We start from the raw sequence: 19,265 nt of genomic DNA on the forward strand, positions 1-19,265 counted from the left end.
CTCCACGAAAGGCCCGCTGCCGTGACTTCACCCACTGTTCTCGACTCGATCATCGAGGGTGTGCGCGCGGACGTGGCAGCCCGGGAAGCCGTGCTGGATCTGGCCGCCGTGAAGGCCGCCGCCCAGGCCGCCACCCCGGCGCTGGACGCCGCCGCCGCTCTCCGCGAACCCGGCATCGCCGTCATCGCCGAGGTGAAGCGCGCCAGCCCGTCGAAGGGCGATCTGGCGGGCATCGTCGACCCCGCCGCCCTGGCGGCCGAGTACGAGGCCGGGGGCGCGCGCGCGATCAGCGTGCTCACCGAACAGCGCAGGTTCAAGGGTTCCCTGGCCGATCTGGACGCCGTCCGCGCGAAGGTCCGGATTCCGGTGCTGCGCAAGGACTTCATCGTCTCGCCCTACCAGATCCATGAGGCGCGGGCGCACGGAGCCGACCTGGTGCTCCTGATCGTGGCGGCGCTGGAGCAGGCGGTGCTGGTCTCGCTCCTGGACCGGATCGAGTCGCTCGGCATGACGGCGCTGGTCGAGGTCCACACCGAGGTCGAAGCGGACCGCGCCCTCGAGGCGGGGGCGTCCGTCATCGGCGTCAACGCCCGCAACCTCAAGACCCTCGATGTGGACCCCGATACGTTCGGCAGGATCGCACCCGGCCTGCCGTCGTCGGTGGTGAAGATCGCCGAGTCCGGCGTGCGCGACAGCCACGACCTGCTGACCTACGCCGGCCAGGGAGCCGACGCCGTGCTCGTGGGCGAGGGCCTGGTGACGGCCGGCGATCCGCGCTCCGCGGTCGCCGATCTGGTCACCGCCGGGTCGCACCCCAGCTGCCCCCGCCCCGCGCGCTAGTTCTACTTCGCGGTCTTCCGCTCCAGTTCGCGGAGCGCTATCTGGATGGCGCCGCGCACCGGGTCCACGGTGAGCACCCGCAGGTCCGAGATACCCCGCATACCGAGGTGGTGCCGGACGCGCCGCTGCAGTGCGGGCTGATGCACCGCGAGACCGCCCGCCAGGACGACGGGGCCCGTGGATTCGATCCGTTCGGCCACCGACTTCGCGATCTCGGTCAGCGCGATGGCCGCCTGATCGACGATGTCGGTGCTCACCGGGTCGCCCGACTGCGCCAGTTCGAACACGACCCGGGCCCGACCGGCCCAGTACCGCCGTTCCGGCTGGGTGTAGAAGTGGTCGAGCAGTTCGTCGGTGGCCTGCAGGCCGCAGTCCGCGGCGAGCTGCTGCCCGAGGTGATCGGAGGGCTCCTCGCGGTCCAGGCGGATGAGGGTGCGGCGCACCGCCTCCTTCGCCACCCAGTAACCGCTGCCCTCGTCGCCGAGTAGGTAACCCCAGCCGCCGGCGCGGGCGTGTTTCTCGCCCGCGCGGCCCCAGGCCACGGCCCCGGTGCCGGAGATGACGGCGATGCCGTCGCGCACGCCGGCGGCGGCCAGGATCAGCTGGCTGTCGTGCACCACGCGGATGCGGGCGCCGGGGATCCGGTCGGCCAGCAACCGGGTCAGCGTGGCCGCGCCCGCCGGCGTCTCCACGCCCGCCGCGCCCGCGCACACCGCGCCCACGTCCTCGATCCCGAGCCGGCCGAGCGCGATGTCCAGTTGGCGACCGGCCTCTGCCTGGCCGACGGACGCGATGTTCGCGCTGCCTGCGAGGGCCTCGGCCACGACCACGCCGTTCTCCGCGCGGACCGCCTGCGTCTTGGAGCCCCCGATGTCGAGGCCGATCACCGCCGTGCTCACTGCGACACCGCTCCCGTCTTCCCGGTCTCGACCGGCCAGGTGCCGTTGTTCTGCCAGTAGTGCTGGATGTCCTCCAGCTTGCGGCCCTTGGTCTCGGGCGCGAACTTGAGCACGAAGAGGAAGGCCAGCACCGTGAGGCCGCCGAACACCGCGAACGTGCCGGTGCCGCCCAGCAGGCTGCTGTTGAGCATCGTGAGTGTGAGCTGCGCGACGATGGCGTTCGCGACGAGGTCGGAGGTCAGCATCGCGGACGAGCCGTACGCGCGGAGCCGGGCCGGGAAGGCCTCGCCGGCGTACACCCAGACCAGCGAGCCGAAGCCGAACGAGAAGCCGATCACGACGAGCACCAGGCCGGCGAAGCCGACGACTCCGGCGGTCTCGTGACTCTTGAAGTCGCCGTCCGCCATCTGGTACGCCGTGATCATCACCGCGAACGCGAGGACCATGGTGCCGATGCCGCCGAGCAGGATGGGGCGGCGGCCGAACTTGTCCACGGTGAAGATCGAGATGATCACGGCGAGTAGGCCGAAGAGCTGGACGAACGCCGGGAGCATGTACTTGCCGAAGTTGCCCTCGTAGCCCATCGAGGCGAAGATGTCCGGGCTGTAGTAGATGATCGCGTTGATGCCGGTGATCTGGATGAAGAAGCCGAGCACCACCACGAAGAAGGTGGCGCGCAGGTAGGGCTGGCGGAACAGCTGGCCGAGCTTGCCGCCGGCCTCGTCGGAGAGTTGGGCACGCATCTCGGCGATTTCGGAGTCGATCTCGGCGGGGCTCGCATCGGGCTCGACGGCGGCGAGGGCGGCGCGGGCCTCACCCTCGCGACCGCGGGTCATGTACCAGCGGGCCGTGTCGGGCAGGCGGAGCAGCAGCAGGGTGACGATGATCGCGGGCACCGCGGCGACGCCGAGCATCCACTTCCAGGACGTCGTGCCCAGGCCCGCGAGCATGTAGCCGAGGACGTACCCGAGGATGATGCCGACGATGGTGGCGAACTGGTAGGCCACCAGCATCGCGCCTCGCCGTTTCGCCGGTGCCGACTCGGCGACGAACACGGGGACGACGACCACCGAGACGCCGACGGTGAGCCCGAGCAGGAACCGCGCCACCAGCAGGAGCGGGACCGACGGCGCGAGGGCGCCGAACAGCGCGAAGAGCGTGTAGCCCAGCCCCACCGAGATCATGGCCTTGCGGCGGCCGACCTTGTTGGCGAACCACCCGCCGACGATGGCGCCGAGGATCTCGCCCACCACGACGACGGTGGCCAGCGCCTGGGTCATCCCGTCGCCCAGGCCGAAGTCGTCCCGGATGAAGTCCTTCGCCGCAGCGATGTTGGACGTGTCGTACCCGTAGATGACGCCGAGGCTCGCGGCGGCGACACCGACGAGCACACCGAGGCCCGCTTTCGACTCGGCAGCCTGCGTACTGCTCATGTTCTCTCCTATGGTCAGGCACTGATTGGTCTATACCAATCGAGTGGATACAAGAGTGGCATAGACCACTTGCACCGTCAAGGAGTAATGTGGAACACATGGTGGATATGACGCTTCCGGGTGCGCGCCGCGCCGAACCCCGCGCTACTTCCGGGCGAAGATCGAGGTCCAGCGTCGGATCGAGGAGCTGGGGCACGGCGATACGCTGCCGGCCGAGCGCCGGCTCGCCGACCAATTGGGCGTCTCGCGCACCACGCTGCGTAAGGCACTGGCGGAGTTGTCCGCCGAGGGAGTGCTGCGTCGTGAGCATGGCAGCGGCACGTACGTCGCGCCGCCCAAGGTCGTCCGGGTGCGCCAACTGACGTCCCTGAGCGAGGACTTCGGGGTCGACGGGAGGACGGTCGCCTCGCGCGTGCTCTCCTGCGACCACGTCCCGGCCGACGCCGATACCCAGGCGGCGCTGGAACTGACCCGGGGTGCTCGCGTGTACCGCGTCACCCGGCTGCGCATCGTCGACGATGAGCCGCTCGCGATCGAAGTGGCGCACCTGCGAGGGCCGCTGCGTGGGCTGGCCGCGCGGCTCGACGAGCATGCGTCGCTGTACGAGGCGCTGCGCGTGCACTACTCGCGGGAGATCGTCTCCGTGGAGGACACGGTGGAGACGGCGCTCGCCTCGCCCAACGAGGCCGAACTGCTCGGCGTCACGACCGGCCACCCGCTGCTGATGGTGCACCGCCTGGGGCGCGACGGTGCGGGGGCCGCGCTGGAGTGGACGCGCAGCGTCTACCGCGGTGACCGGTTCAAGTTCGTGGCCCGCGCGACCGCGAACCAGCCGGCGACCGGGGAGCGGCCTTCGGTCGCGCGTTGACGAGGTACGGGCGGCACAGCGCGAAGGCCAGCACGGTGGCCGCTACGAGGAGGTAGACCGGGGCCAGGTGGAGGAACGTCGTGTAGCCGATGCCGAGGTGGATCGCGATCGCGGGCGCGGTTCCGGCGACGAAGCCGCCGAGGAGCGTCCACCACGCCCAGGCCTCGCCGCGCCTGAATCCCCACATCGCCACCGTGGTCACGGCGATCCCGGAGCCGATCAGGGCTCCTCCGAAGCCGGCGCGATCGTGCGCGATGAACGGCACGAGACGCGGATTCGCATCGCGGAGGGCGTCGGCGGTCGTGCCCAGGTAGTGCAGGTCGGTGTGGACGAACACGTCGGTCAGGCCGACGACGGAGATGGTGCATCCGGCCACGGTCAGTCCCACGCCCGCCGCGATGAGGATGAGCTGGGCCCAGAGGGCGGCGCGGCGTTCGCGTTCGGCACCGTCGGGAACGGACTGCCAGGACGGCGGCGGGGTGGGCAGGGCCAGAGTCGCGGCGATCATCGGTCCCAGGACCACCACGACCGCGGTGTGCAGCGGCTCCACGAAGCCGGTGGCGACGAAGTAGAACAGGGTGCCCAGTGCGACGAACGCCGAGAGTCGAGCGCCTTCTTGGCCCATGCCCGCCCGCGGCGAAGGGCGCCGTGGCAGATCCCGGCGTACAGGATTCCGAGTCCGATCATGTTGCCGGCCATGCTAATCCGGTCGTGCTGCAGGAACTCGACCAGGCTCGGGCTCGGTTCGCGCAGTGCGTCGATGCCGACGCCGAGGTAGTCCCGGTCGTACCCCAGCAGGACCGGCCCGAGGGCGATCGCCGCCGCGCCGAGGCCCGCCACGATCAGGATCGCGGCCGCGAGCAGGCCCAGGCCCAGCCCGGCCAGCGGAGCGGATTCGGCGGCACCTCGGCGATCCGCTGCGCGGGCGTCGTCGGGTGGCCGCCTCGATCACCCGGTTGAACCACGCGGGCCCCGCGTCGAGCAGCACGCTCGGCCGCGCGAGCACGACGGTGCCCGGCTCCGCGAGCGCCGTCACCGCCGCCGCGACGTCCTGCTGGACGAGGTACCGCACGCCGGGATCGGTCCCCACGATCACCCGGTCGACGAGCGGGGCAACGCCCGTCAGCAGCTCCGGCGGCGCGTCGGCCGGCACCCGGGCGACGACGGCGCACCGTCGGGCGGCCGTGGCCGAGGCCAGGGCTCCCAGGTCGCCCAGTGCGACGGGGCAGACCTCGATCACAGTGGCGCCCTGCACCGGGAGCACGGCGATCGCGTCGCGGGCGACGGCGAGCGGGACGGTCGCACCGAATCGGCCGCGCCACTGCGGCGGCACCGCCGGATGGTCGAACACGACCGGGATCCAGCGGCTTCCGCCGAATCCGCTGACGAGGACCGCGAGGAACCGGAGTGCCCAGAGGCGGGTTCGCCGCCTGCCCAGCACGCGAGAGGCGAGTGGGGCGACGGGGTGGTACGTCCAGTCGGGCACGGGCTCATCATCGCAGCCGGGCTCAGGCGCGCGGCGCCGCTGGGTGGGGCGGGGCGTGGCCGATGCGGCCGTCGGGGAGGGCGGTTTCGCATCGGTGCGGACGGCGCCGTGAATCCGCTTTGACGGTGTGGGGATAATTGCCGGTGTGAGCCTGCCTAACGCCAGTACCGGACTGTCCGAACGATCGGCCTTCGAGCCGGACGGGACCGGCCATTGGGGTCCCTGGGGCGGACGGCACGTGCCGGAGGCGCTGATGGCCGTCATCGAGGAGGTCACGGCCGAGTTCGAGAAGGTCCGCAGCGACCGTGAGTTCCTCGATGAACTCGACCGGCTGCAGCGGCAGTACACCGGGCGCCCGTCCCCGCTGTATCCGTGCGTGCGACTGAACGAGCACGCCGGTGGGGCGAAGGTCTACCTCAAGCGCGAGGACCTCAACCACACCGGCAGCCACAAGATCAACAACGTGCTGGGCCAGGTGCTGTTGGCCAAGCGCATGGGCAAGCCGCGCGTGATCGCGGAGACCGGGGCCGGCCAGCACGGCGTCGCGACCGCCACGGCCTGCGCGCTGCTCGGCATCGAGTGCGTGATCTTCATGGGCAAGGTGGACACCGACCGGCAGGCGCTCAACGTGGCCCGCATGCGGCTGCTGGGCGCCGAGGTGATCGCGGTGGCGTCGGGCTCGGCGTCGCTCAAGGACGCGATCAACGAGGCGCTGCGCGACTGGGTCAGCAACGCCGACACCACCTACTACTGCTTCGGCACCGCCGCCGGTCCGCACCCGTTCCCGCTCATGGTCCGCGACCTGCAGCGGATCGTGGGGATGGAGGCGCGTGCGCAGGTGCTCGACCAGGCCGGACGCCTGCCCGACGCCGTGGTCGCGTGCGTGGGCGGCGGTTCCAACGCGATCGGCATCTTCCACCCGTTCATCGGGGACGACGGTGTGCGCCTGGTCGGGTGCGAGGCCGCGGGCGACGGGGTCGAGACCGGCCGGCACGCCGCGACCTTCACCGGCGGCTCACCCGGCGCGTTCCAGGGCGCCTACTCGTACCTGCTGCAGGACGAGGACGGGCAGACGATCGAGTCGCACTCGATCTCGGCGGGGCTGGACTACCCGGGCGTCGGACCGGAGCACGCGCGGCTCAAGGAGTCCGGCCGGGCCGAGTACATCCCGATCACCGACGTCGAGGCGATGGACGCCTTCGCGCTGCTGTGCCGCACCGAGGGCATCATCCCCGCGATCGAGTCGGCGCACGCGGTGGCGGGGGCACTCAAGGTGGGGCGGAGCTGGGCCCCGACGCCGTGGTGGTGGTGAACCTGTCCGGCCGGGGCGACAAGGATGTGGACACCGCCGGCAAGTGGTTCGGACTGCTCGACGACCAGGGCGCCGTGACGGGCCAGAAGATCGTCGGCGCCGAGCTGAACACCGAGTTCCGCAACGCCGAGGGGGAGAACAAGTGAGCGCATTGGCACCGGTCTTCGAGCAGTGCCGGGCGGAGGACCGCGCGGCCCTGGTGACCTACCTCCCGTGCGGGTATCCGTCGAAGCAGGGCGGGATCGATACCGTCGTTGCAATGGTCGAGGCGGGCGCGGACATCGTCGAGATCGGGGTCGCGTACAGCGATCCCGTGATGGACGGCCCCGTCATCCAGCGGGCCGCGGACGATGCGCTGCGCGGAGGCATCCGGGTGCGCGACGTCTTCGCGTACGCGGAGGCCGTCGCCTCGGCAGGCGGCGCCCCGGTCGTGATGGCGTACTGGAACCCCGTGCTCAAGTACGGAGTCGAGGCGTTCGCGCGGGATCTGGCCGCCGCGGGAGGCAAGGGTCTGATCACGCCGAATCTGATCCCGGACGAGGCAGGTGACTGGATCGAGGCCGCCGATCGTCATGGCCTGGACAAGATCTTCCTCGCGGCACCGTCGTCCACCCCGGAGCGTCTCGCGATGACGGCGGAGGCGTCGTCGGGGTTCCTCTACGCGGCGTCGACGATGGGCGTGACCGGGGCGCGCGACGTGGTCGACAACGTCGCGCCCGCGCTCGTGAAGCGCGTGCGCGAGGTGTCCGACATCCCCGTCGGGGTCGGCCTGGGGGTGCGCTCCCGAGCAGGCCGCCGAGATCGCCGCCTACGCCGACGCCGTGATCGTCGGATCCGCCCTGGTCAGTGCCGCCGGGGAATCGCTCGACGCCGTCCGTTCGCTGACCGCGGAGCTCGCCGCCGGTGTCCGTGGATCCTGATCCGCGCTCCTCCGCGGTCGCGGTGGTGATCCGGGACCTCACGCCGGGCGCGGGATGAGCCGCATGCGAGCGCTGCTCGACGCACTCTCCGACCGCGCCGCGTGGCGCCGCGCCGGCGTTTCCGAGAATCGGGGTGCTGTTTCCGGAGGCGCGGCGGGTGCCGCACCCGGCGGTGTGGTGACGACTGTCACCACGGCGGAAACGGAGGTGAGAAGCGGACCGTCGCACCGGTAAGCTGGACCGTTGTGATCACCGCGACCGACCTCGAAGTGCGCGCCGGCGTCCGCACTCTGCTGACCGCACCGGGCGACCATCTGCGCGTGCAGGCGGGCGACCGGATCGAGCTCGTCGGCCGGAACGGCGCCGGGAAGACGACGACGATGCGCATTCTGGCGGGCGAGGGCGAACCCTACGCCGGCCGGATCATCTCGAGCGGCGACGTCGGTTACCTCCCACAGGACCCCCGCGAGGGTGATCTCGACGTGCTCGCGAAGGACCGCGTGCTCTCCGCCAGAGGGCTCGACCAGATCGTGGCGCAGATGGCGAAGCAGCAGGTCCGGATGGCGGAGCTGGTCGGCGACGAGCTCGATACGGCGGTGCGCAAGTACGGCAACCTCGAGGAGCGCTTCTCGTCCCTCGGCGGCTACGCGGCCGAGTCCGAGGCCGCGCGGATCTGTAACAGCCTCGCCCTGCCCGACCGGGTGCTCGAGCAGCCGCTGCGCACGCTCTCGGGCGGCCAGCGCCGCCGTGTCGAGCTGGCCCGCATCCTGTTCGCCGCCTCCGACGGTTCCGGCGGCAAGTCCGACACGACCCTGCTGCTCGACGAGCCCACCAACCACCTCGACGCCGACTCCATCGGCTGGCTCCGCACGTTCCTGCTGAACCACGACGGCGGCCTCATCGTGATCAGCCACGACGTGGACCTGCTCGCCGACGTGGTGAACCGTGTCTGGTTCCTCGACGCGGTGCGCGGCGAGGCCGACGTTTACAACATGGGCTGGAAGAAGTACGTCGACGCCCGCGCCACCGACGAGCAGCGCCGCCGCCGCGAGCGTGCCAACGCCGAGAAGAAGGCGGGTGCGCTGCGGGTGCAGGCCGCCAAGATGGGCGCCAAGGCGACCAAGGCCGTGGCCGCGCAGAACATGCTGCGCCGCGCCGAGCGGATGATGAGCGAGCTCGACGACGTGCGCGTCGAGGACAAGACGGCGCGGATCAAGTTCCCCGCGCCCGCGGCGTGCAGTAAGACGCCGCTGATGGTCAAGAACCTCACCAAGACCTACGGCTCGCTGGAGATCTTCACAGGCGTCGACTTCGCCATTGACAAGGGCTCCCGCGTCGTGGTGCTCGGCCTCAACGGCGCGGGCAAGACGACGCTGCTCAAGCTGCTGGCGGGCGTCGAGACGCCGGACACGGGCGGACTTGAACCCGGCCGCGGCCTGAAGATCGGCTACTTCGCGCAGGAGCACGACACCCTCGACGACGAGGCCTCGGTGTGGGACAACATCCGGCACGCCTCGCCCGACGCGGGGGAGCAGGACCTGCGCGGCCTGCTCGGCGCGTTCATGTTCACCGGCCCGCAGCTGGAGCAGCCCGCGGGCACCCTGTCCGGCGGTGAGAAGACTCGCCTCGCGCTCGCCGGCCTCGTGTCGTCGGCGGCGAACGTGCTGCTGCTCGACGAGCCCACGAACAACCTCGACCCCGTCAGTCGCGAGCAGGTGCTCGAGGCACTGCGGTCCTACGAGGGCGCCGTCGTCCTGGTGACGCACGATCCGGGCGCCGCGGAGGCGCTCAATCCCGAGCGGGTCATCCTGCTGCCCGACGGCACCGAGGACCACTGGAACGAGGAGTACCAGGAGCTCATCGAGCTGGCCTGAGACTCAGGGGAGGATCGAGTCCACGTAACCGCCGTCGACCCGCACGGCGCCGCCGGTGGTGGCCGAGGCGAGCGGCGAGCTGAGGTAGACGACCATGTTGGCGATCTCCTCGGGTTCGATGAGGCGCTGGATCAGCGACTGCGGACGGTGCAGCCGCATGAATTCGCGCTGCGCCTCGTCCCACGGAAGCTTCTCGTCGACGAGCTGGTAGACGAAGTCCTCCACGCCGCCCGTGTGCGTCGGGCCGGCGATCACGGAGTTCACGGTGACGCCGGTACCGGCGGCCGCCTTCGCGAAGCCGCGGGACACACCGAGCAGCGCGGTCTTGGACACGCCGTAGTGGATCATCTCGGCCGGGATCACGACCGCCGAGTCGCTCGCGATGTTGAGGACCCGGCCGAAACCGCGGTCCATCATTCCGGGCAGCAGCAGCCGGGTCAGGCGCACCGCGGCGAGCACATTCACGTCGAAGTAGCGCCGCCACTCGTCGTCGGAGACCTCGAGCGGGTCCTCGGCGCCGAAGACGCCGAGGTTGTTGACCAGGACGTCGACCGCGCCGAGGTCGGATACCGCGTGCTCGGCCTCGACTTCGACGGTGACGTCCGCGACGACCGGCACGAACTCCGCGCCCGGCACCTGCTCCCGGACTGCGGCGATGGCACCGTCGACCCGCTCCGCCGAGCGGCCGTTGATCCCGACCCGGGCCCCGCCCGAGCGAGTCCGACGGCGATGGCGAGGCCGATGCCCTGGGTGGATCCGGTCACGAGAGCGGTTCGCCCGCTGAGGTCGATGCGCATACTCACGACCCTAGCGGTCCTGTCGATCAGGCGCGCTCGGCGTACACGAGGTCGTTGTTCTCGTAGCCCAGCGGCGGCCCGATGAACCTGCCGCCGCAGGTCACCAGGATCAGCGTCTCGGGGCCGTCGAGCCGGTTGAGGTCGTCGGTCGGCAGTGCCCCCTTGGTGACCGAGGCGGTCCGTGTCACGCGGTAGGAGACGGTGGCACCGTCCTTGCCCCGCAGCGTGACCCGATCGCCCTGCGCGAGCGCCGAAAAGCGTTTGGCGAAGCCGTCGCCCTGCCGCGCGTCGTCGACGTGGCCGGTGATCACGATCGAGCCCGCGCCGGAGCCGGGGAGCGCGGAGTCGACCCACCACCCGACGCGCGCGACGTCGGTGGGCGGGTACAGCGCGCCCTGCGCGTCGGTCGCGACCGCGTCGACCGGAGCGTCCGTGCCGCCGACGGTGACCGTGGCCGGTGCGCTGGACTCGGTGGCCGTCGCGCTCACGGGCGGGCGCAGGTCGGACTGGGCGCTCGGGTTCGATGACGGTGCCACCGCCGTCCCGTCGACGCTGCCGCACCCCGTGAGGGCGATGAGCGCCGCCGCGGCAACGGCGAGGCCTGCTGCGCGCCGCATCAGAACGTCCGCCCGGACGGGACCGACGCGATCGGCACGCGTACATCTGGATTCCGCACCACCGGCCCCGCGTCGATCTTCGAGTTCGTCACGCGGACCTCGAACCGGGGCGTGAGCTTGACCTCGAAGGCGACCGCCGCCGTGTCGCGGAGGTACCCGGCGGGCGCCGCCGTCTCGGTCGCCTTGTAGCAGCCCGACGGGAGGGCGAACGCCGCCACGCCGTTCGCGCCCGTGGTGACCGCGCGGACCGCCTCGTCGGACCCGCAGCGCGAGATGACGAACGACGCGCCCGCGAGCGGGGCGCCGGTGATCCGGTCGGTCTTGACCAGCGTGCCCTCGGTCTCGACCTCGCCGGGCGGGATCGTCACGCCGCAGCGGAACCGGAAGGCGAGCCGGTTGGTCCCGTTGCCCTCGACGCGCGAGTACGCGTTGGGGCCGAGCAGCACGCACGACGACGGCCACGCGACCGGGACGACGCTGACGCAGTCGCGCGGGAAGACCCCGCCCCGTTCCCGGCGCTGTCGGTCCTGGCGCCGCCGAGCGGCCGCCAGGTGTCGCACTCGGCGACCGCGTACTCCGACGCGACGCCGCGCCCGTCCTGATCGCGCGCGGACAGCGTGAAGCGGACGTTCTTGTTCGGCGGCGGCGTGGTGGTCGGCGGCGGCACGATCCCGCCGCGCTCAAGGGAGAAGATGAAGAAGACGCGTCCGTCGCTCGCGTTCTTGACCTGCACGGACGACCCGGACAGGTGCCAGTTGGTGGGGATGCGCTCCATGGTGGCGCGAACACAGGTCCCCGTCACCGTGGCCGCACCGCCGTGGCTCAACGTCGCCGCGGGGCCTCCGGTGCATCCCTGGACGCGGACCGTGGCACCGGGCACGCCGACGCCCTGCGTCTTGGCGTCGATGATCTGGACCGAGGCCGTGGTGAGCCGGTCCGGACGGGGCGGCGGCGTGACCGTCGTCGGCGGGCGGTGGGGTGCGGTGGGCAACGTGACCGTGGGCGACGGCGTGGTCGTCGGCTTCGTCGGGCTCGTCTCCGTCGGCAGCGTCACCGGCGGCTTCGTGGTCGGGGTGGCCGGCTTCGGGGTGGTCGTGGTCGTCGTCGCGGGCGCCGACGGTGCCGGCGCGGGGTTCGTCGGCTCGGCCGACGCCACGGCGGGCAGCAGCCCGAGCATCGGAACGAGCGCGGCCGGTATCACCAGCGCGCGACGGATCCGGTTGGTGCGGGTCGCGTTTCGCATGCGTCCTCCTCGTGTCGGGGCCCGAGGGCCTACGTGGGGGAGATCGCGCGGCGGAACGCGGTTCGTTAGCCGTGTTACTCGATCGTTATGGCCCGGCGCACCGCGTCGGCCACCTTCCCGGCACCGTCCTCGGCGACGATCGCGCTGCTCAGGGCCGCCGCGGCGGCGCCATACGACGGGTCGGACAGGGCGTCCTGTATCGCCATCGTCAGCGTGGAAACCGTGACCTTCGTCCGCGGCAGCGGGGGTGGCCGCGCCCAGCGCATGCAGGCGGCGCGCCCAGAACAGTTGGTCGCCGCCGGGCGAGGGAAGGGGCACCGTCGGGACGCCCGAGCGGAGGGCGGCCCCGGACGTGCCCGCCCCGCACGAGTGGACGAGCGCCGCGGCGCGGGGCAGGAGGTGCTCGTAGGGGACCGCGCCGATGTTCAGGACTCGGTCGCGGTCGGGGACGCGCAGGCCCGCGCCGCCGGACTGGACGATGCCGCGCACGCCGGCCCGGGCGAGCGCCTCGTCGATCACCGACGAGAGGCGGTCGCGTTCCTGCGCGGAGACCATGAGCGAGCCCAGGCCGATCACGACCGGCGGCGGACCGTCGGACAGGAACGCCTCGAGGTCCGGCGGCGCCTCCCACCTCGAGGGGACGGGGGACCACCAGTACCCGACGACGTCCATGCCGGGGCGCCAGTCCCGCGGACGAGGGAGGACGGCTGGCGAATAGCCGTGCAGGATGGGCGAGTTCGCGGCCGAGCGGTCCGCGCGGAGCCGGCGCGCGGAGCGCTTCGGCAGCCCCAGATCGCGGCGCAGGCCCGCGACGACGCCGCCGTACAGCGCGTCGACGGTGCGCTCGGCGAGCCGGCCGGTGCCGCGGTTGATCGCCCCACCGGCCGACCACGCGCCCATCAGGCTGGGCGGGTGGTCGCGGGTGGCGGAGATCGGCTGCAGGCGCGTGGCGATGGCCGGGATGCCGCGCGCCTCCGCGAACGCGTACATGGCGGGCTCGGCGAACGGGTGGACGAGGACGATGTCGGCGGGCACGTCGTCGACGGCATCGAGCAGGTTGCGGCTGAGGTGCTCGATGCCGGCGGGCTTGACCAGCGCCAGGGCGTCCGCGAGTGAGGGTTCCCCGCTGCCCTCTCCCAGGTCGATGACGACGGGCCGCGCATCGAGGCCCAGGGCGGCGGTCTCCGCGTCGAGCTCGTGGTTGGTGGTGATGGTGACGGTGTGCCCGGCCTGCTGGAGGCGCAGGCCGACGCCGGCGAGCGGCATGGTGTCGCCGCGGGAACCGTACGTGGCGATGAGGACGTGGGACATGTGGCTGACTTCCGGTGGTGTCAGGGCGCTTGGACGGCGCGGAGGAACGCGTCGACCAGGTCGTCGGCGTAGCCGTCGAGGTCGAAGCCGGGGTCGGCGAGGCCGCCGAGGATCGCGGCGCCGATCGCCCCGCGGATCGCGGACGCAAGCGACGCGGGGTTGACCGGGCGGAACTCGCCGCCGTCGATCCCGGCGCGCAGGATGACGTCGAGTTCGACCTCCGCCCGCGCCGCGGCGTGCGCGGGATCGACCGCCAGGTCCCAGGCCCGCTCTCCGTTCTTGCCGCGGAACCCAGTGCCGATCTCCGTGATCGCGATCTGGTGCGCCCGGTGGGTGCGCAGGTACCCGAGGTGGGCCCGGATGTGCGCCTCGAGCTTCGCGGAGGCCGACGGTGCCGCCTGGACGGCGGGCAGCATGGTCGCGATCAGCGTGCGGTAGCACTCGGAGAACACGGCCTCGATGAGGCTGTTCTTGTCGCCGAAGTGGTAGAGCACCACGCTCATGGCGACGCCGGCGCGGTCGGCGATCTTGCGGACCGAGGCCTGCGGGTAGCCGAGTTCGGCGATCGTCTCGATGGCGCAGCCCACGATCTGCTCACGCCTGGCCTGTTCGGTGAACGTCTCCGTAGATCGCATGATCTAAATATAGATCAGTTGATCTATAGGTGGTAACGGGAGTCACCGCCGAATGAGGAACGGCCAGGTCAGAACAGGTGGTCGGACCGGCCGGTGGCCGACGGGTCGACGAAGTACTCGGTCCCCACCAGGGGGCGGAGAACGCGGGTGGGAGTGCGGATCAGCACCCGCAGTGCACGCGCGAGGAGATTCTTCTTCGCGAGTTCGGTGCGGTGCGCCGCGAGGGCTTGCTTCTTCGCCGGGATCTGGTCCCGGACGTCGATCCGGTGCGTGATCTGCCGCGCCGGCGTGTACCAGGAGCGTGAGGCGGCCACGGCCGACGGCGAGCAGAGGCGCAGTCGGCCCAGGGCGCGAACCACGCGCACGGGGCCTCGCGCGGCAGCGTCGCCTCCACCAGGCGGACGCCTGCGAGCGCCGCCGCCCGACGGGCGATCGCGTGGACCGCCAGGTGGTCGCGGTGCAGGTAACCACCCGCGGCGTCGTACCCCACCAGGAGGTCGGCGCGCTCCTCCCGCAGGATCGCGGCCACCCGCTGCGCGGCCTCGTCGACGCCCGCCCGCGCCAGGCGGACGCGGCCGGGCGGATCGGGGTACAGCTCGGCGCCCATGCCGCTGTCGGCGTAGCCCAGCCAGCGGGCGTCCGCGGCCCCCAGCGCGGCTGCGGCGGTGCGCAATTCGTCCAGGCGCTGGTCCGGGTTCGGCTCGTCGTCGCCGTGCATCATCCCGTCGGTGGCCACGACGAGGACGACGTGATGCCCGGCGGCGGCGAGTTTCGCCAGCGTGCCGCCCATGATGAGGGTCTCGTCGTCGGGGTGCGCGTTGAGCGCGACGACGGTGGCCATGCCTCCTGTATATCAGCGGGTGGTCGTGAGTTCGCCGAACGTGGCGTACCGGGCGTCCGAGCGGGCACCGTCGGGACCGGATTGTTTGTCGACCAGGATGACCTGCCCGATGAACGGCTCCACGATGCCGACCATGCGGATCGGCGCGGCGATGATCAGCTGGAAGCCGAATTGCTCGAACGCCCGCAGCGACTGCGCGGAGAAGCGCTCGTCGGACTTGCTGAAGGCCTCGTCGAGCATGAGCGGCGCGAAGGCCGGCTCGTTCGATCCGTCGATGCCGTGCGACCCGAGCGCGAAGCTGAGCGCCGCCGCGAGGCAGAAGGCGACCAGCTTCTCCTGCTCGCCGCCCGAGTTGGTGGCGGTGTTGCGATAGGTGACCACGGCGGGGGCGTCCGGGTCGGCGCCGACGGCGTTCTCCCTGCCGTAGAACGAGTAGCCGGTGCGCACGTCCAGGACGTTCTCGGTCCACCGGCGCGACTCCGGATCGTCGCCCGTCAGCCGCAGCACCAGGCCGCGGATCCGCTTGAACTGCGCGGCCATCGCCGCCGGTTCGGCCCGCTTCGCGGCGGGGGCGTCGCGGACCATCTCGTCGACCAGCTTGGCGAACTCCTGCGCCTCCGGCGTCGGCCGGGCGGCGTACGCGATCTGCAGGTAGGTGCCCTCGTTGAACTCCACGCGGCGCAGGCCGGCGTTGACGTCGGCGATGCCGCGGGTGATGGCCCGATGGGTGTCGTCGACCTCCTTGAACAGGTTCGACACCGAGTGGCTGACGTCGGTGGTGATGAGGCGGCGGAACTTCTCGGTCGCGGCGGCGAGCCCGTGCGCGACGAGGTTCTCGTGCACGGCGACGAAGTCCGGGGCCGACTGCACGTCCGCGGACAGTTCCGTGGACGCCTCCGGCCACTCGCGCAGGAACTGCTCGGCGGTGCGGACGATCCGGGCCTCGGCGGCGTCCCGTTCCGCCGTCGCCGCGGCCTGCTGGCGCTCCAGCTCGGCGCGGAGGTCAGCGCGGACCTCGCCGAAGGTGTCGAGCGTGAGCCGGCGCGGTTTCGCCTCGTCGGCGGTGAGCAGGTGCCACAACGCCGTGGCGAGGAAGTCCTCGTCCGGTTCCGACAGCTTCGGCGCGCTCTCGGCGTCGATCTTCTCGAACTCGGCGAGGAGATCGTCGAACTCGGTGCCGGCGCGGTTCAAGGTCTCCGTCAGCGCGCCGATGCGGGTCTGCGCCTCGGCCAGCTCGCCGTAGGCGTTGTCGGCCTGCAGCTCCAGCTCGCCGAGGTCGGCGTTGCCGGAGCGGGCGTCGGAGATCCGGTCGGCCAGCTCCTCCGCCTCCGCCTTTGCCGCCCAGTGGTCCAGCTCGGCCCACGACGTGTAGCCCAACACGCCCGCGGCGCTGTCGGCAACGGCCTTGTGCTCGGCGAGGTCGTCGCGCAGCGACGCCGACGCCTCGGCGGCCTTGGCGTGCACGGCGGCCAGCTCGTCGCGGCGGCGCTGCAGCGCTTCGCGCTTGCTGCCGGTGTTGGTGCCCAACACCCACTGCGAGCGGTCGGCGACGGAGCGGCGGTCGTCCTTGCGGAACCGTCCGCCCGCATTCTTCACCAGACCCTCGGCGGTGACGGCCTGCTCGTGGCGCTCCAACTCCGCGGGGGAGTCAACACAGGTGTGCCGCGCGGCCCGCGCGACCGCGCCGGCCAGCCACCGTCCGGCCTCCGACGAGGTGTCGACGGTCAGCTTCTCGGCCAGCGACCCCGGCTCCGGACGGGGCCGGCGGCACCGTCGACCACCTGGTAGGTGAGCACACCCTGTACGCGCGTGGCGTTGACGTGGTCCGCGACCGCCCGCTGGTGTTCGGCGGGCACGAGCAGTGTCGTCGCCAGCGGCCGCAGGACGCGTTCGGCGGCGCCGGCCCACGTCGCCTGCTCCGCGGGCCGCACGTCGATCAGCTCCGCGGCGTACGGAAGGTCTTCGGCGGGAACGCCGGTCGCGCGGGCGATCGCGTCGCGCTGGTCGAGCAGCGCGGGCGGCAGCAGCGAGGCGCGGCGGTCGAGCACGGACAGCTCGTCGTCGATGGATTCGACGGCGCGGCGCGCATCCGACTCGTCGGTGTACGCCGAATGCACCCGCCCCGCAAGGGCTTCGGCCGCCTCCGTCGCGCGGTCGCGAATGCCCGGGACCTGTTCGCGCAGCGCCGCGAACTCCTCCGCCGACTCCGGCGCGCGCTCGCCCAGCTTCTCCACGGCCGCGGCGAAGCGCTCGTACGCGCGCTGCCGGGCCTGGACCTGCAGCTCCCGCGAGCCGAGCTCCGCCTCGAGCACGCCGACCTCGCCCTGCTCCTGCCGGAGCCGGTGCAGCAGGTCGTTGTAGCGCATCTTGCGCTCCTCGGCCCGGTCCTCCCAGCGCGCGATCTGCGCGTCCGTCGCGGCGCGCTCGCCCTCGATCCGGTCCATCTGCTCCTGCAGCAACCGCAGCTTGTGCCCGCGCAGGTACGAGCGCACGGGCGCGCCGAGCAGGTCGGCCGCGCGCGTGGTCCCGACGGTGGCGGAGCGGTACTTCTCGTAGGCCTCCGGCATGGGCCGGAGCACCTTCTCCTGCGCCTCGGCGCGGGCCGCGGCCCGGTACGCCTCGTCGAGCTGGGTGAAGTTCTCCACCAGGCGTTCCGCGCGCGCGTAGGTCTGCGGGCGGTCCAGCATATAGGTGCGGATGAACGCGTCGAGATCGCCGACGTTCTTCATCGCCTTGGCCTTGCCCAGCAGCGCCAGCGCGGCGCTCGAGGTGCCGATGCCCACGCGGCGACGCAGCGCGTCCTGGTACGCGGCCTGGGTGTCGAAGAACTCCACGCCGCTGTGCCGCGAGCGCCAGCCGCGGGTGTCGAAGCCCGCTGCGGCCCAGTCCTGCAGATCCAGCAGGTCGAACGCGCCGGTGTGCAGCTGGAACCACGACTTGAGCGAGGCACCGTCGGTCCCGCTGCCCGGGAACCACTTCACGGCGACGGCGGTGGTCACGTTGCCCGCGCCGTTGTCGTAGGTCGCGGCGACGGCGGACCAGGTGGCCGAATCCCCGCGCAGGTACTGGACTTTGGACTGCTGGTGCTCGTCGTCATTGACCGACCACGCGCCGCGCACGTAGTCGGCCATGGACCGCGCGGCGCGCTTGGCGCCCTTCGCGCTCATGTCCGCCGAGGCGTTGAACGACTGGTCGTAAGTGGGCAGCAGCACCACCGAGTGCGCGTCCATCAGCGACGACTTGCCGGAACCGGAAGGGCCGGTGAGGATCACGCCCCGATCGTCGATGGGGAAGTCCTTGTAGCCGTCGAAGGTTCCCCAGTTGACCACCTGCAGGCGGGTGAGGCGGTACTGGCCGAGATGCTTGCGGGTCACTGGGGCTCCTGCGTCTCGTTCTCGGGTTCGACGGTGCTGTCCTCGCCGTCATCGACCGGCGCTGCGGACTCGCCCAGATCCTGATCGGTGCTGGCCAGGTCGCGGTACGCGGCGGTGTACAGGTCCACCTGCTCGGGGGTGAGCAGCGACGCGATCACCGAGTGCACGGCGTACCGGTCGGATGTGCCGACGCGGCGGATCAGGCGCCGCGTCTCCAGCTGGTTGATCGCGGCGTCGGCCTTCTTGACGAACCCGGCCTCGTCGGTGTCGCGCGCGGGGCGGAAGGTCAGCAGGTGGTCGATCATCTCCTGCCGCTCCACGACCGCGGTCTCGTCCGGGCTGGACAGGTGCTTGAGGCGCAGGAACAGGGCCAGCACCGAGGCCGCGAGCGAAAGACTCTGCGCGCGCAGCAGGTTCCGCTGCCGCGGATCGTTCTCGCTGACCTGCCGGGTGAAGGCGTGCTTGGTCTCGCGGTTGATCTCCAGCAGCAGGTTCAGCTCGGAGAGCCGGCTGCGGAGCAGCGTCTCCTCGGCCTCGATCACGGCCCAGTTCTTGGACCTCGACGAGACGTGCGGCGCCGCGATGAGTTCCTGCAGGGCGTAGCAGACCGAGTTGGGCAATTGTGAGGTGTCGCCGTCGAACCGGGGCGCCGTGTCGGCGCCGCGCAGCGACTTCACGGCCTCGTCGTCGGCGATGCTGAAGTCGGCGAGGTCGATCTCGGGCAGACCCTCGCCGGCGGCGATGTCCAGGGAGTCGTCCACGGTCTCGTCGGTCACTCTCACTCCTCGAACAGGGTCGTGGGCTCGGGCGCGGCC

15 protein-coding genes and 3 pseudogenes are annotated in these 19,265 nt (G+C 71.7%); 5 read left to right on the forward strand and 13 right to left on the reverse strand.

What is annotated here, in order from left to right; genetic code table 11:
- Positions 1-21 precede the first annotated feature (21 nt).
- Positions 22-840 carry an indole-3-glycerol phosphate synthase TrpC gene (gene trpC, locus MTP03_RS10660; protein WP_248491878.1) on the forward strand — a complete coding sequence of 273 codons (819 nt, stop codon included), beginning with the start codon at positions 22-24 and terminating at the stop codon, positions 838-840.
- A gap of 2 nt (positions 841-842) precedes the next feature.
- Here the strand turns inward: trpC and MTP03_RS10665 are convergent, their stop codons facing one another.
- Both MTP03_RS10665 and MTP03_RS10670 read right to left on the reverse strand, forming a co-directional pair.
- Positions 843-1,739, reverse strand: coding sequence for an N-acetylglucosamine kinase (locus tag MTP03_RS10665; RefSeq protein WP_248491879.1), 897 nt, complete (start codon positions 1,737-1,739; stop codon positions 843-845).
- Positions 1,736-3,172: a sugar porter family MFS transporter gene (locus tag MTP03_RS10670; RefSeq protein ID WP_248491880.1), complete on the reverse strand. Its 1,437-nt coding sequence runs from the start codon at positions 3,170-3,172 to the stop codon at positions 1,736-1,738. The genes MTP03_RS10665 and MTP03_RS10670 overlap by 4 nt, the downstream gene beginning before the upstream one ends.
- Positions 3,173-3,332: 160 nt before the next feature.
- Here MTP03_RS10670 and MTP03_RS10675 point away from each other — a divergent pair, with 160 nt between their 5' ends.
- On the forward strand, positions 3,333-4,040 hold the full coding sequence (locus MTP03_RS10675) for a GntR family transcriptional regulator (protein WP_248492124.1): 708 nt from the start codon (positions 3,333-3,335) through the stop codon (positions 4,038-4,040).
- On the opposite strand, the gene MTP03_RS10680 is transcribed toward MTP03_RS10675, so the two are convergent.
- Positions 3,973-4,665 carry a hypothetical protein gene (locus MTP03_RS10680; protein WP_248491881.1) on the reverse strand — a complete coding sequence of 231 codons (693 nt, stop codon included), beginning with the start codon at positions 4,663-4,665 and terminating at the stop codon, positions 3,973-3,975. The genes MTP03_RS10675 and MTP03_RS10680 overlap by 68 nt on opposite strands.
- Positions 4,666-4,740: 75 nt before the next feature.
- Entirely contained in the window at positions 4,741-5,526 is a 786-nt protein-coding gene (locus MTP03_RS10685) for a hypothetical protein (RefSeq protein WP_248491882.1), read from the reverse strand.
- Positions 5,527-5,662: 136 nt separating this feature from the next.
- Here MTP03_RS10685 and trpB point away from each other — a divergent pair.
- From trpB to MTP03_RS10700, 3 genes and pseudogenes are all read left to right on the forward strand, one after another.
- Positions 5,663-6,984 (forward strand): annotated as a pseudogene (gene trpB, locus MTP03_RS10690) (tryptophan synthase subunit beta).
- Positions 6,981-7,758: pseudogene (gene trpA / locus MTP03_RS10695) on the forward strand (tryptophan synthase subunit alpha). The pseudogenes trpB and trpA overlap by 4 nt, the downstream one beginning before the upstream one ends.
- A 245-nt stretch (positions 7,759-8,003) precedes the next feature.
- Positions 8,004-9,632, forward strand: a complete 1,629-nt coding sequence (locus tag MTP03_RS10700) for an ABC-F family ATP-binding cassette domain-containing protein (RefSeq protein WP_248491883.1) — start codon at positions 8,004-8,006, stop codon at positions 9,630-9,632.
- A gap of 3 nt (positions 9,633-9,635) precedes the next feature.
- On the opposite strand, the pseudogene MTP03_RS10705 reads toward MTP03_RS10700, so the two are convergent.
- From MTP03_RS10705 to MTP03_RS10745, 9 genes and pseudogenes are all read right to left on the reverse strand, one after another.
- Positions 9,636-10,429, reverse strand: a pseudogene (locus MTP03_RS10705) (SDR family NAD(P)-dependent oxidoreductase).
- 26 nt (positions 10,430-10,455) lie between these two features.
- A complete protein-coding gene (locus MTP03_RS10710; RefSeq protein WP_248491884.1) occupies positions 10,456-11,046 on the reverse strand; it encodes a class F sortase in 591 nt (196 codons plus the stop codon).
- Positions 11,046-11,414: a prealbumin-like fold domain-containing protein gene (locus MTP03_RS10715; protein ID WP_248491885.1), complete on the reverse strand. Its 369-nt coding sequence runs from the start codon at positions 11,412-11,414 to the stop codon at positions 11,046-11,048. Before MTP03_RS10715 ends, MTP03_RS10710 begins: the two co-directional genes overlap by 1 nt.
- Positions 11,411-13,600 (reverse strand): glycosyltransferase, encoded by a 2,190-nt coding sequence (locus tag MTP03_RS10720; protein WP_248491886.1) that lies wholly within the window; start codon positions 13,598-13,600, stop codon positions 11,411-11,413. Before MTP03_RS10720 ends, MTP03_RS10715 begins: the two co-directional genes overlap by 4 nt.
- A gap of 20 nt (positions 13,601-13,620) precedes the next feature.
- Entirely contained in the window at positions 13,621-14,235 is a 615-nt protein-coding gene (locus tag MTP03_RS10725; RefSeq protein ID WP_248491887.1) for a TetR/AcrR family transcriptional regulator, read from the reverse strand.
- Positions 14,236-14,395: 160 nt separating this feature from the next.
- Complete coding sequence (locus MTP03_RS10730; protein WP_248491888.1) at positions 14,396-15,076, reverse strand: PIG-L deacetylase family protein; 681 nt, start codon at positions 15,074-15,076, stop codon at positions 14,396-14,398.
- 12 nt (positions 15,077-15,088) lie between these two features.
- Positions 15,089-16,711, reverse strand: coding sequence for an SbcC/MukB-like Walker B domain-containing protein (locus MTP03_RS10735; protein ID WP_248491889.1), 1,623 nt, complete (start codon positions 16,709-16,711; stop codon positions 15,089-15,091).
- 89 nt (positions 16,712-16,800) lie between these two features.
- Positions 16,801-18,450, reverse strand: coding sequence for an ATP-binding protein (locus MTP03_RS10740; protein WP_248491890.1), 1,650 nt, complete (start codon positions 18,448-18,450; stop codon positions 16,801-16,803).
- A complete protein-coding gene (locus MTP03_RS10745; RefSeq protein ID WP_248491891.1) occupies positions 18,447-19,226 on the reverse strand; it encodes a DUF4194 domain-containing protein in 780 nt (259 codons plus the stop codon). The genes MTP03_RS10740 and MTP03_RS10745 overlap by 4 nt, the downstream gene beginning before the upstream one ends.
- Between the last annotated feature and the right edge of the window lie 39 nt (positions 19,227-19,265).

Source organism: Tsukamurella sp. PLM1 (genome assembly GCF_023168325.1).
Classification (GTDB): Bacteria; Actinomycetota; Actinomycetes; order Mycobacteriales; family Mycobacteriaceae; genus Tsukamurella.